The sequence below is a fragment of the Streptomyces sp. NBC_01546 genome (genome assembly GCF_045208355.1).
In the GTDB taxonomy this organism is placed as follows: Bacteria; Actinomycetota; Actinomycetes; order Streptomycetales; family Streptomycetaceae; genus Streptomyces.
Genome location: NZ_CP109379.1, coordinates 5,540,465 through 5,552,357, shown reverse-complemented (window position 1 = coordinate 5,552,357; position 11,893 = coordinate 5,540,465). Strand labels below are relative to the sequence as shown.

12 protein-coding genes are annotated in these 11,893 nt (G+C 71.3%); 8 read left to right on the top strand and 4 right to left on the bottom strand.

What is annotated here, in order from left to right; genetic code table 11:
• Nucleotides 1–74 precede the first annotated feature (74 nt).
• The gene (locus tag OHA89_RS25410; protein WP_215140951.1) at nucleotides 75–422 is read left to right on the top strand and encodes an antibiotic biosynthesis monooxygenase; all 348 of its coding nucleotides are present in this window, start codon (nucleotides 75–77) and stop codon (nucleotides 420–422) included.
• 67 nt (nucleotides 423–489) lie between these two features.
• Here the strand turns inward: OHA89_RS25410 and OHA89_RS25405 are convergent, their stop codons facing one another.
• A complete protein-coding gene (locus tag OHA89_RS25405; protein WP_266609858.1) occupies nucleotides 490–885 on the bottom strand; it encodes a nuclear transport factor 2 family protein in 396 nt (131 codons plus the stop codon).
• A 106-nt stretch (nucleotides 886–991) separates the two neighbouring features.
• Here OHA89_RS25405 and OHA89_RS25400 point away from each other — a divergent pair, with 106 nt between their 5' ends.
• Nucleotides 992–1,498 (top strand): GNAT family N-acetyltransferase, encoded by a 507-nt coding sequence (locus tag OHA89_RS25400; RefSeq protein WP_406367185.1) that lies wholly within the window; start codon nucleotides 992–994, stop codon nucleotides 1,496–1,498.
• 24 nt (nucleotides 1,499–1,522) lie between these two features.
• On the opposite strand, the gene OHA89_RS25395 is transcribed toward OHA89_RS25400, so the two are convergent.
• A complete protein-coding gene (locus OHA89_RS25395; RefSeq protein ID WP_266609854.1) occupies nucleotides 1,523–3,595 on the bottom strand; it encodes an MFS transporter in 2,073 nt (690 codons plus the stop codon).
• 216 nt (nucleotides 3,596–3,811) lie between these two features.
• Here OHA89_RS25395 and OHA89_RS25390 point away from each other — a divergent pair, with 216 nt between their 5' ends.
• From OHA89_RS25390 to OHA89_RS25365, 6 genes are all read left to right on the top strand, one after another.
• Complete coding sequence (locus tag OHA89_RS25390) at nucleotides 3,812–4,618, top strand: peptidoglycan-binding protein (protein ID WP_266609852.1); 807 nt, start codon at nucleotides 3,812–3,814, stop codon at nucleotides 4,616–4,618.
• Nucleotides 4,619–4,763: 145 nt separating this feature from the next.
• On the top strand, nucleotides 4,764–5,447 hold the full coding sequence (locus OHA89_RS25385; protein WP_266609850.1) for an HAD-IA family hydrolase: 684 nt from the start codon (nucleotides 4,764–4,766) through the stop codon (nucleotides 5,445–5,447).
• A gap of 1,556 nt (nucleotides 5,448–7,003) precedes the next feature.
• Entirely contained in the window at nucleotides 7,004–7,648 is a 645-nt protein-coding gene (locus OHA89_RS25380) for an HNH endonuclease family protein (protein ID WP_257559459.1), read from the top strand.
• A 95-nt stretch (nucleotides 7,649–7,743) separates the two neighbouring features.
• Nucleotides 7,744–9,399 carry an alkaline phosphatase D family protein gene (locus OHA89_RS25375; RefSeq protein WP_266609848.1) on the top strand — a complete coding sequence of 552 codons (1,656 nt, stop codon included), beginning with the start codon at nucleotides 7,744–7,746 and terminating at the stop codon, nucleotides 9,397–9,399.
• A 221-nt stretch (nucleotides 9,400–9,620) separates the two neighbouring features.
• Entirely contained in the window at nucleotides 9,621–10,253 is a 633-nt protein-coding gene (locus OHA89_RS25370; protein WP_266609846.1) for a DedA family protein, read from the top strand.
• A gap of 168 nt (nucleotides 10,254–10,421) precedes the next feature.
• Nucleotides 10,422–10,973, top strand: coding sequence for a hypothetical protein (locus OHA89_RS25365; protein WP_406367183.1), 552 nt, complete (start codon nucleotides 10,422–10,424; stop codon nucleotides 10,971–10,973).
• A 33-nt stretch (nucleotides 10,974–11,006) separates the two neighbouring features.
• Here the strand turns inward: OHA89_RS25365 and OHA89_RS25360 are convergent, their stop codons facing one another.
• Both OHA89_RS25360 and OHA89_RS25355 read right to left on the bottom strand, forming a co-directional pair.
• Entirely contained in the window at nucleotides 11,007–11,231 is a 225-nt protein-coding gene (locus tag OHA89_RS25360) for a DUF2277 domain-containing protein (RefSeq protein WP_215140943.1), read from the bottom strand.
• A gap of 15 nt (nucleotides 11,232–11,246) precedes the next feature.
• Nucleotides 11,247–11,885 carry a TRADD-N-associated membrane domain-containing protein gene (locus tag OHA89_RS25355; RefSeq protein WP_266609842.1) on the bottom strand — a complete coding sequence of 213 codons (639 nt, stop codon included), beginning with the start codon at nucleotides 11,883–11,885 and terminating at the stop codon, nucleotides 11,247–11,249.
• Between the last annotated feature and the right edge of the window lie 8 nt (nucleotides 11,886–11,893).

Genomic DNA, 11,893 nt, shown 5'->3' with positions numbered 1-11,893 from the left:
TGGCTGCCGCGTTTCGTGCCCCGTTCCATTACCTGGACGACGATATCCCGCGCTGGATACCTAGGATGGCCCGCATGAGCATCGTGAAGATCAACGCGCTGACCGTGCCGGCTGAGCAGCGGGAGGTGCTGGAGCAGCGTTTCGCCTCGCGGGCGGGGGCGGTGGAGGGCTCGGACGGGTTCGAGTGGTTCGAGCTGTTGCGGCCGGTGGAGGGCACCGACCAGTACCTGGTGTACACGCGGTGGCGGTCCGAGGAGGACTTCCAGGCGTGGATGGAGGGGCCGATGAAGGCCGCTCACCAGGGCGGCGGGGCTGGTGGCGGGGCCGGCGGCGCGGGTGGCGAGCGCCCGAAGCCGGCGGCGTCGGGCTCGTCGGTGTGGTCGTTCGAGGTCGTGCAGCAGGCGGCGCCGAAGAAGCCGTGAGGCAGGCGTGAGGCCGTGAGGGGGCGGTCCGGGGCACGGGGCCCCTGGCCGCCGCTTGCATGTGCGCTCAGCCCCAGAAGGTGTCTTCCTCGTCGATGTCGGCCGTGCACTGGTCGATGTCGGTGATCTTGTTGCCGATGATGGTGAAGAAGAGGCCTTGGTGGATTTCGATGCCCCGGTCACCGCGGTCACCGCGTGCCGTGTGGAAGCTCATGACGTGGCCGCGGCCGTCGGCGAGGACCGATTCCAGGTGGACCTGGAAGGTGCCCTTGGTCTCCTCGCCGAGCCGGCGGTAGAAGTCCATGACGTTCTCCCGCCCCTTGTGGTGCCCGGACAGCGGGTTGCTGCCGGGCACGTGGTGGATGACGTCGGCCGTCATCAGCGTGCTCAGCGTCTCCATGTCGCCCTTGCCGAATGCCTCGTAGCCGCGGCGGATCAGGGCACAGTCGGGATGCTCGGACATGGTGTTCACACCCTCCAGGGACGAGCGGTTTGTCGTTTTCCTATCATCAGCCCGTACCTGTGGATATTCCACGCCAGAGATCCGCGGCGGACTCCACAATGACGCCATGACCACTCACAGCGAACACCGCACGGACTCCTGGACCGTGACCCCCGAGCCGTTCACCACGCCTGACGCCACGGTCCTGCGCCGCGCGTACTACGCCGAGGTCGCGGGGCGTTACTGGGAACGGACCGTCACGGAGGCCGAGATCGATCAGGGGCTCCTGGACTTCCCCGACGACGGCCTCGTCCCACCGACGGGCCAGTTCGTCGTCGGCCGGCGCGACGGCGAGCCCCTGGCGTGCGGCGGGATACGCCTGATCGACCCCGTCACCGCCGAGCTCACGAGGGTGTACGTGGACCGGCGCGCCCGCGGTACCGGCGGCGGGGCGGCGCTGCTCGAAGTCCTGGAGGCGGAGGCCCGAGCGCTGGGCGCCGAGCGGGTCCGGCTGGACACGAGGTCGGATCTCGTGGAGGCCCGCGCGTTGTACGCGCGGCACGGGTACGCGGAGATACCGGCATACAACGACGGGCAGTATGCGGAGCACTGGTTCGAGAAGCACCTGGTCTGAGGGCTGATCCGGGCTGCGCGAGGTTCAGGGCGCGGCGTGGTCCCGCCGCGGCGCGGCGTCGTAGGGCTCCTCGGCGTCGGAACCGCAGAGCTCCGCGTTGATCTCCTGGACCAGCTTGATCAGGTCGGTCGGGCGGTCCGGGCCCCACCAGTCGCCGAGGAGCTCGGCGAGGGACTCCTCGCGCGCGGCGGAGAGCTTGGCCGCCGCCTCGCGCCCCTTGTCGGTCAGGATCAGCGCCAGCCCGTCCCGTACGGCGAGGTGGCGCTCCTCGACCTGGCGGGCGGCGTCCGTGATGGCCTTCAAGGGCACGATGGTGCGCTCGGCCAGCACGGACGGCTCCGCCGACCCGTACTTGTTGATCCGCAGCAGCAGCCAGCTCGCGGCGGGCAGCAGGTCGTAGCCGGCCTTCTCGGTGATCTTCTCGTAGACGTGCCGGCGGCCCTCCCTGGTGCCGAGCACCGACAGTGCGCGGGCGACCTCGTCGCGGGAGGACCGCTCGACTGGGTTGGAGGCGAGGGTCTCGGTCACGTCGGGCGCGGTGACCGAGCCGCGGAGCTTGTCCTCCTTGAGGAACCAGGCGACCACGAACGCGATGAGGACGACGGGCACGGCGTAGAGGAAGACGTCGGTGATGGAGGTGGCGTAGGCGTCGAGCACGCGGGGTCGCAGCTCGGCGGGGAGTGCGCCGATGGCCCGCGGGTCGGCCTCCAGCTGGGCGGCGCTCGCGCCGGGCGGCAGCGGGACGCCGGTGAGGGCGGTGCCCAGCTTCTCGTTGAGACCGTTGGTGAAGATCGTGCCGAAGATCGCGACGCCGAAGGAGGCGCCGATGGAACGGAAGAAGGTCGCGCCGGAGGTGGCCACTCCGAGATCCGCGTAGCTGACGGAGTTCTGCACCACCAGTACGAGTACCTGCATGACCAGGCCGAGTCCCACGCCGAAGACGAAGAAGTAGACGCTCATCTCCCAGGTGGAGCTGGTGCGGTGCATCTGGTGCAGGAGGAGCAGGCCGACTGCGGTGACGCCGGTTCCGGCGATGGGGAAGACCTTCCACCGGCCGGTGCGGCTGACGATCTGGCCGGAGGCGGTGGAGGAGATCAGCATGCCGAGCACCATCGGCAGCATGTGGACTCCGGACATCGTCGGCGAGACGCCCTGGACGACCTGGAGGAAGGTCGGCAGGTAGACCATCGCGCCGAACATGGCGAAGCCGACGACGAAGCTGATCACCGAGCAGAGGGTGAAGGTGCGGATGCGGAACAGCTTCAGCGGCAGGACGGGTTCCGCGGCCTTGCGCTCCACGAGGAGGAAGGCGACGAGCAGCACCGCGCCGAGGACGGCGAGCCCGATGATCTGGGCCGACCCCCAGTCCCAGGTGGTGCCACCGAGGGAGGCGACCAGGACGAGGCAGGTGGCGACGGAGGCGATGAGGAGGGTGCCGAGGTAGTCGATCGTGTGCTTCGAGGAGCGCACCGGGATGTGCAGCGCGGCGGCGATGACGGCGAGTGCGACGAGACCGATGGGGAGGTTGATGTAGAACACCCAGCGCCAGGACAGGTGGTCGACGAACAGGCCGCCCAGCAGCGGACCCAGCACGCTGGTCGCACCGAAGACACCGCCGAAGAGGCCCTGGTACTTGCCGCGTTCGCGCGGCGGGACGATGTCGCCGACGATCGCCATCGACAGCACGATCAGCCCGCCGCCACCGAGGCCCTGGAGGGCGCGGAAGCCGATGAGCTGCGGCATGTCCTGGGCGAGGCCGCACAGGGCGGAGCCGATGAGGAAGAGGACGATGGCGTACTGGAAGAGCTTCTTGCGTCCGTACTGGTCGCCGAGTTTGCCCCACAGGGGCGTGGCGGCGGTGGAGGCGAGCATGTAGGCGGTGACGACCCAGGACAGGTGCGCCATGCCGCCGAGATCGCTGACGATGGTCGGCAGGGCGGTGGAGACGATGGTCTGGTCGAGAGCGGCGATCAGCAGGCCCAGGAGCAGGGCGCCGATGGGGACGAGAACCTCGCGGGAAGCGCGTTCGGCGGCGGGTCCGGAGTTCTGCGGGCCGGGAACGGGGTCCACGGCATCCTTCGTCGCATCCTGAGCCATCGCTTCCTCCTCAGGCCAGATCATCATCTCCATCCTGCGTGGTGTGTCCGGTTATGGCCTCTCGGCGGGAATGGCCGAGGGTTGGGAGCTGCCCGGCGGGTCTGCATAATGCCTGGCAGTGTCCAGGGAGGGATTCCAGTGAACGGTGAGCACTGTCCAGATTGCGGCGCCGTCGGTGCCCGCTGCCGGTGTGTGCCGGGTGCGGGTTTCGACCCCTTGCGCGTCCGCCCGTACGTATCGCTGCCCGACCCGGGCGAGCCGGACGACGACGCTCCGCCGCCGCCGGTACCGCGCGTGGTGACGCCGCCACCGCAGCACGACACCCCGGCGTACGGGATACCCGTGACCCCGGCCCACCAGCCCTGGCCCGAGGGCGGCCAGGACTGGCAGGGCGGGCATGCGGCGCACCCGGCCGAGACGGCGCAACTCCGGGCGATCCCGGAAGAGGGCGCCGAGAAGCGGACCGGCCCGGCTTTCCGCCGGCTGCTCCCGCTCCTGATCGCCGGCGCCACGGTGGTGGCCCTCGGAGGGACGGCGGCGGCGCTGTGGGTGCTCCCGGATTCCGCCGGGAACGACACCGCCCTGATGGACGCGAAGGCATCGGCGCCCGTGACGAGCCTGGCCCCGGCCGGCCCGTCCCACACCCCGGCCACCACCGCGACGTCCAGCCCCTCTCCCTCGGCTTCGCCGTCCGCGTCGCCGAGCGCGTCCAAGTCGCCGTCTCCCTCCCCGAGCGCGTCCCGCTCGTCGGCACCCCCTTCCCCGAGCGCGTCACCGAGCACGAGCCGCGCCCCCAGCCCTACGCCGCCCGCAGCGGCACCGACCCTGCGGTACGGGGACTCGGGCGCGGAGGTGGAGAAGCTTCAGCGGCTGCTGGCGGCAAGGGGCCTGTTCACGTACAAGATCAACGGCAAGTTCGACTGGCGGGTGGAGAACGCCGTGTCGACCTTCCAGTACGACAACGGCATCGACGAGGAGTGGGGCGTCTACGGCCCGCTCACCCGCAAGGCGCTGGAGGGGTAGGGACGGGACGGGGGTCACACCACCTGCGGTGGCGCGGAGCGAAACCATTTTGTATCGTGGAGGAACAAAGTGGTTCCGTCCTCACTCCCTGACCGGTGGACGGAACCACTTGTTCTCTTTTCCCGCCTCGTCTGGAGCCCCGCATATGTCGGCCAGCACCACCACCGCACCTGTCGTCCTCACTGCCAAGGCCCTGCTCCTGGACATGGACGGCACCATCGTCAACTCCGACGCGGTGGTCGAGCGGTGCTGGCGCGACTGGGCGGTGTCACACGGGCTGGACCCGCAGGAGGCCCTCAAGGTGGTCCACGGCCGCCAGGGCTACGCGACCATGGCCGTCCTGCTGCCGGACCGCCCGATGGAGGTCAATCTCGCGGAGAACGCCGTGATGCTGGCCCGCGAGACCGCCGACACCGACGGCGTGGTCCCGGTCGCGGGTGCCCCGGAGTTCATGGCGTCGATCGCCGAACTGCCGCACGCCCTGGTCACCTCCGCCGACGCACCCCTGGCCACGGCCAGGATGACCGCGGCGGCCCTGCCGATGCCGGCGGTACGGGTCACCGCCGAGTCCGTCCAGGCCAGCAAGCCCGACCCGGAGGGCTTCCTCAAGGGCGCCGCCGCGCTGGGCATGGACCCGGCCGACTGCATCGTCTTCGAGGACTCGGCCGCAGGCATCGCCGCAGGCCAGGCCGCGGGCATGCGCGTGATCGGCATCGGCCCCCGCGCGGCCGCCCACAACCCGACGACCCACGCCCCGGACCTCACGACCCTCCGGGTGACCACGACCCCTGACGGCTCGATCCGGGTCACGGTCGAAGCGGGGGCGTAAGCGGGGGCGTAAGGGCGGGTGGGGGCTTCGGGGGTCGGGGTCTCAGCGGGGCGGGATCAGAGAAGGTTTGGGGGTTTCCCGTCAGTCCCACCGTCTCCCCGGGTCGGGCCGGTCTGTAAAGGGCGCTCCCTTCGGTCGCGTCGCTTCGCGATGGCCTTCGGCCACCCTTGACAGACCGTCCCGCCCCGGAAAGACAGGACTGTCGGGAAGCCCCCAAAAGAACGGTCCACCGGTTCACGATTCAGACCGGGGGAGATCAGGGACCGGCTCCCTGGTGGCCAGGGGGCAGGTCTGAGCCCGGGCCCGTCGGAAGCGGATGCGGGGTCGGTGGGCGCGTCAGATCGCTACGCGCTTGCTCATTGCTTGGCGGCTGCGGGCCGTCTGGGGCTGGGAATAGGCCGCCCACTGGTCGCTGCCCGCCTGAGGTGGTCTGGCGGCGATCAGACCGGCATGGGCTGGACAATAAGCCGCCCGAGACCGTCAGTTGACGCTCTTGGAGGGCGTCTGCGGGTGTTCGCGGGCACGGAAAGTGCTCTGGCGGAGTGTGGTGCCGGACTTTTGGGTCTCTCACTCCGGGAAGTGATCGATTGGCTCTCAACTCGCCGCCAAATAGGGACAAACGGCCCGCAGTCGCGTGATCGAGACGCGTGTGCCGGCCGTGGGCGGCTTATGTCCAGCCCCAGACGGGCGCCGGACGCCATGGGCGAGAAGTGTGTAGCGATCTGATGCGCCCGCCGACCCCGCCATCCGCTCGCTACGAGCCCGGGCGCATGCCCGCCCAGGGCAACCAGGGAGCCGGTCGCTGATGGCTCCTGCCCGTCCATGGAACCGGTGGACCGTTCTTTTGGGGGCTTCCCGACAGTCCTGTCTTTCCGGGGCGGGACGGTCGGTCAAGAGTGGAGCGCAGCGACATCGCGAAGCGACGCAACGAAGGAGCGCTCTTGAGGGACCGGCCCGACCCGGGGAGACAGTGGGACTGACGGGAAACCCCCAAACCCTCCCTGATCCCGCCCCGCCGAGACCCCGACCCCCGAAGCCCCCACCCGCCCCCCGAAGCCCCGCCCCACCCCCTCACCCCCCAACCGCCTCGTACAGCGAGCATCAGGCCGGCGAGGGCCGTCTTGTCGGGGAGTTCGGCGAGGAAGGCGACGCCGAAGGCGATCGCCGTGACGCTGAAGCTGAAGCTGAAGCACAAGGATGGAACCTCGATCGGTCGGGCAGGACGCCGCCGTACCGAGAGACCTGAAGTGCGCGTGCCCGGGGTCGCTTCCGGCGAAGAGTCACTCCCCTTCTGCTCCACCCGGGGCATGCGACGCCCCCGGCCGTCCGGAATAGGTCTTTGACCCCGCTCCATCCCGCTCCTGACGCCCCACCCTGCCGGAATCTCAACTTCCGATTGAGGGAACGGTGTTGTGCGGCTTGATCTGACGTGCTCATGTCGCCACGCTGTCACCTGGCGCCCATCCCCGCGAAACCTGGCGCCGGAAGCATGGCCGCGCCCCGCCGGGGCCCGCACGGCCACACCCCCCGCACTCAGGGAGCCCCTCATGGCACTCATACCCACCGTCTACGCGCGTCGAATTGGCGTGTTCGCGTCGGCAGTCGCCCTCGCTTCCCTCACCTCCCTCGTCAACGCCCCCGCCGCCCAGGCCGCTCCGCCCACCCCCATCAGCGCCTCGGCCGCCCGCTCGTACCTGGCGACCGTCACGCCGAAGGCGGAAGGATCCAGCAGTGGCTACAGCCGCGACCTCTTCCCGCACTGGAGCACCGTCTCCGGCAGCTGCAACACCCGCGAGACCGTCCTCAAGCGCGACGGCGTGAACGTCGTCCAGGACTCCGCCTGTGCGGCCGTGAGCGGAACCTGGTACTCCGAGTACGACGGCGCCACCTGGACCGCCGCCGCCGACCTCGACATCGACCACGTCGTGGCGCTCTCCGAGGCCTGGCGGTCCGGCGCCAGCTCCTGGACCACCGCCAAGCGCCAGCAGTTCGCCAACGACCTCACCCGCCCGCAGCTCATCGCGGTCACCGACAACGTCAACCAGGCCAAGGGCGACCTCGACCCCGCCGAGTGGATGCCGTCGCGCACCTCGTACCGCTGCACGTACGCGCGGATGTGGGTCCACGTGAAGCAGTACTGGGGCCTGAGCATCGACTCCGCGGAGAAGACCGCCCTGGTGAACGTCCTCAACGGCTGCTGACCCGGCCGGCCGATCATTTCCCCCGCCAGGGGGAGGCGAGGCTCCCCCTCCCCGTCGTACCGTGATCAAAGGGGCTACGGAGGAGGGGGAGTTAGATGGCCGGACTGCGTCTGGGGCCGCTGCTGCGCCACGTCGACTGGGACACGGGCGGGTCCGCCACCATATGGGTCGAGGCGGACCGCCCGTGCACGGCCGAGGTGCGGTGCGCCGATGGTGCGGGCGGCAGTGTGCGCACCTTCCAGATCGCCGGGCACCACTACGCGCTCGTGCCCGTGACCGGACTGACTCCGGGGACCACGACGGCGTATGAGGTCCTGCTCGACGGGGTAAGCGTGTGGCCGCTGCCGGACAGCGGCTTCCCGCCGAGCACGATCGCCGCCCCGGCACTCCCGGGCGATCCCGGAGTGCGCATCACCTTCGGCTCCTGCCGGCAGGCCGCGCCGCCCGCCGGGAGACACGGTCCGCACGGGGCGGACGCCCTCGACACCCTCGCGGCGCGGCTGGCCGCCGACCCTGAGGCGGTGCGCCCGGACGTCCTGTTGCTGCTCGGCGACCAGGTGTACGCCGACGCGCTGTCGCAGGAGACGCGGCAGTGGCTCGCGGCCCGGCGGGACCTGCGGGAACCGCCCGGCGCCCAGGTCGCGGACTACGAGGAGTACACCCGGCTCTACTACGAGTCCTGGCTCGATCCGGAGATCCGCTGGCTGCTGTCGACCGTGCCGAGCCTGCACATATTCGACGACCACGACGTCATCGACGACTGGAACACGAGCGCCGCGTGGCTCGCGGAGATGCGGGCGACCCCGTGGTGGCAGGAGCGGGTGCTCAGTGGGCTGATGTCGTACTGGGTGTACCAGCACCTGGGCAATCTCTCGCCCGCCGAGCTGGCGGCCGACGGGCTGTACGGGGCGATACGGCAGACCCCTGACGGCACCGACCTGCTGCGCTCCTTCGCGTCCGCGGCCGACGCCGATCCGGCCACGGTGCGCTGGAGCTACCGGCGCGACTTCGGCCGGACCCGGCTGCTGATGGTGGACACCCGGGCCGCCCGGGTGCTGGCCGAGGACGGGCGGGCGATGCTCGACCCGGCGGAGCAGGGGTGGCTGCGCGAGAACGCGCTCGCGGGGCACGGAGGGTACGACCACCTGCTGATCGGGTCCTCGCTGCCGTGGCTGATGCCGCCGCTGATCCATGACGCGGAGACGTGGAACGCCGCGCTGTGCCGCGGGGACCGGGGGCCGCGGTGGGCGCGGATCGGTGAGAACCTGCGCCGGCGCAGCGATCTGGAGCACTGGGCGGCGTTCCCGGCCTCGTTCGCGGCGCTGACCGATCTGATCGAGGAGGTGGGGACGGGGCCGCGGGCGCCGGCGACGGTGTGCGTACTGTCGGGGGACGTGCACCACGCGTATGTGGCCGAACCCCGCATACCGAGCACGGCGCGGGTGTTCCAGCTGACGTGCTCACCGGTGCACAACTCCATCCACACGGCGGTGAAGCTGGGCTTCCGGCTGGGCTGGTCGCGTGTGGGGCGGTGGCTGGGGCGCGGCTTCTCCCGGCACGGGCGTACGGGGCGGCCGCCGTTGAGCTGGCGGCGTACGGACGGGCCGTGGTTCGGGAACCAGCTGATGACGCTGGCTCTGGCGGGTCGCACGGCCCGGCTGCGGCTGGACCAGGCGCGCAAGGGTCGCAGGGGACGCGGCAGTGCCCGGCTGGTGACGGTGTTGGACCGGGAGCTCACCGGGGCGGAGTAGGGTGCGGGCCTGGCCTCGGGTGTGACGTCGGGTGTGACGTTCGGTGTGTCATCGGGTGTGGCGTCGGGGGCCTGACGCGCCGGGGGTGCGGGGGCGCCCCGGGCAACCGGTGTGCGAACGCCGGGCGTACGCTGTATGGCTGTCAAGCCGCTCCTGCCGCTCCCCCGCGACGTCGCGGCGCTTCATGCCGCTGCACGTCAACCGGACTGGGGAGTCCCGCTTTGTTTGAGACTCTGGGGTCGCTGACCGCGAGCCCATGGATCTACGCCGTGGTGGCGGTGTCCGTCGTGCTCGACGTCTTCCTTCCGGTACTGCCGAGCGGGGTCCTGGTGATCACCGCTGCGGCGGCCGCGGCGGCAGCCGGGGCGGCGGGTCCGGTGGCCGTGCCCGAACAGGTGCCGGACATCCTGGCCCTGCTCGTGATCGCCACGACCGCCTCGGTGCTGGGTGACATGGCCGCGTACCGGCTGGGCCGGCGCGGCGGTGCCCGGCTGGACCGGGCCATCGCCCGCTCCCGCCGACTGACGCGGGCCCACGAGCGTCTCGGCGCGGCTCTGGCCCGTGGTGGCGGCGCCCTGGTGGTGATCGCCCGCTTCGCCCCGGCCGGGCGCTCGGTGGTGTCACTGGGCGCGGGCAAGACGCAGCGCAAGGTGAAGGAGTTCCTGCCCTGGTCGATGCTGGCGGGCATGGCCTGGGCGGGTTACAGCGTGGCCCTGGGCTACTTCGGCACCCAGTGGCTCGGCACGCAGTGGCTCGGGACCGCCGTCTCCATCGTCGCTCTCTTCGCCGCGGGCGCCCTGGCGGCCTTCCTCGTCCGCCGCCCGGCCCCGCCGACGGCGGCGCCGGTGGCGTAGGGAGCCACCCCGCCGCTCCCCCGGGCGGAGCAGTGGCTCACCCGTTCACCCGGCCCCGATCGCCGCCCCCGGGCTGGGCTCCTAGCGTCCACAGCACGGTGCGCAACCGAATCCGCGTCACACCCGTGCCCTGGCCGCGCCGTTTCGAGGAGCCGAGGAGTTCTCTCCATGCCCGCCAAACAGCCCGCCACGCCCCGTGTCCAGCAGTCCGTACGCCAGTCCGGCCAGGAGACCATCCGGCCGTGTGCCGCGCCGCGCCGCCTGCTGGCCGTCGCGGCCGCGACCCTCGCCATCGCCGCCGCCACGCCCGCCGCCATCGCGTATGCCGCCCCCACCGCCACCGTCTCCCCCAACACCGTCGCCCCAGGCGGCCGGGTGGCCCTCAACCTCGCGGGCTGCGGCACCAAGGTCGGCCGGGCCACCTCCAGCGCCTTCGGAGAGGTACGCCTGACTCCGGGCAACCTGGAGGCCACCAACCTCTTCGGCGGCGCCACCGTCTACCGCAACGCCTCCCTGGGCACCCACCGCGTCACCTTCGAGTGCAGCCCGGGCGGTGAGCGCGTCACCGTGTCCCTGCAGGTCAGCTCGGGCGCCGCGCGCGGCGGGATGGGCGGCAGCATCGACTCGATGAGCCCGGGTCAGATCGCCATGGGCGGCGCCCTCGTCGCGGGTGCGCTGGGCGCCGGGGTGTGGGTACTGCGGCGCCGCGCGGCCGCCTGACCGCGCACCCGATCGGGGCGGCCCCCGCCCGGGTCATGCGGGGGCGGCCTGGCCCCGTACGTGCACCCCGTCGAGGAGCTCGGCGGTGGCCTCGGCGATGGCGTCCACCGCCGCCTCGAACACCTCGCGGTTGTGCGCGGCGGGCACCCGGAAGCCGGACACCTTGCGTACGTACTGCAGCGCGGCGGCGCGGATCTCCTCCTCGGTGGCCTTCTCGGGGATGGCGGGCGGGCGCAGGGTCTTAATGGAGCGGCACATACTCCTACTATCCCGCTAGCGGGGCAGCTCGGCCCCGGACAATTTCATGATCAGTCCGGCCTGGAGCCGGCCCCGGAGCTCCGGGTCCGCGACCTCGTCCAGCAGCCCTATGGCCTGCTGCGTGGTCTCGGCGGCGCGCCGGTCGTCGCGCAGCGAGGTGGTCTGGTCGGCCATGTGCTTGAGGGCGATGTCGGCCCGCCGGTGGAACAGCTGGCCGACCAGGGTCGTGACCAGTCCGACCGAGCTGGTCACCATCCCGAGGTACAGCTCCCCGCCGCTTTCGGCCTTCCAGACGGCCAGGGCCACTCCGACGAGGAGGATCGCCGCGCCGACCCCGGCGAACCGCTGGCTGGTCGCGAAGCTGCTGCGGGCCTGCGTCAGTCCGTAGGCGTAGTACTCGACGAGGATCGGTGTGAAGTCGTCGCGCCGGTCGCCGAGTTGCGCCACCGTCGGATGCGGGATGCCGCCGACGTCGTCGAACTTCGGATTCCCCGGCGCGGCAGTGGGCTCGGCGACGTGGGCGAGCAGTCGGACCCTCTCCTCGGCCCGCTTGCGCTCGAAGGCCACACCGGCCGCCCGATCCAGGATCACGAGCACCAACAGGGCCGCGGCGACCGCCACGACCACCCCACCCCACGCGAGCCACTCGCCCATCCCCCGAG

Coding starts and splice junctions, on each gene's coding strand:
- OHA89_RS25360 (WP_215140943.1), bottom strand. CDS start 11,231: ATGTGCCGCTCCATTAAGACCCTGCGCCCGCCCGCCATCCCCGAGAAG.
- OHA89_RS25400 (WP_406367185.1), top strand. CDS start 992: ATGACCACTCACAGCGAACACCGCACGGACTCCTGGACCGTGACCCCC.
- OHA89_RS25410 (WP_215140951.1), top strand. CDS start 75: ATGAGCATCGTGAAGATCAACGCGCTGACCGTGCCGGCTGAGCAGCGG.
- OHA89_RS25365 (WP_406367183.1), top strand. CDS start 10,422: ATGCCCGCCAAACAGCCCGCCACGCCCCGTGTCCAGCAGTCCGTACGC.
- OHA89_RS25405 (WP_266609858.1), bottom strand. CDS start 885: ATGTCCGAGCATCCCGACTGTGCCCTGATCCGCCGCGGCTACGAGGCA.
- OHA89_RS25385 (WP_266609850.1), top strand. CDS start 4,764: ATGTCGGCCAGCACCACCACCGCACCTGTCGTCCTCACTGCCAAGGCC.
- OHA89_RS25375 (WP_266609848.1), top strand. CDS start 7,744: ATGGCCGGACTGCGTCTGGGGCCGCTGCTGCGCCACGTCGACTGGGAC.
- OHA89_RS25395 (WP_266609854.1), bottom strand. CDS start 3,595: ATGGCTCAGGATGCGACGAAGGATGCCGTGGACCCCGTTCCCGGCCCG.
- OHA89_RS25355 (WP_266609842.1), bottom strand. CDS start 11,885: ATGGGCGAGTGGCTCGCGTGGGGTGGGGTGGTCGTGGCGGTCGCCGCG.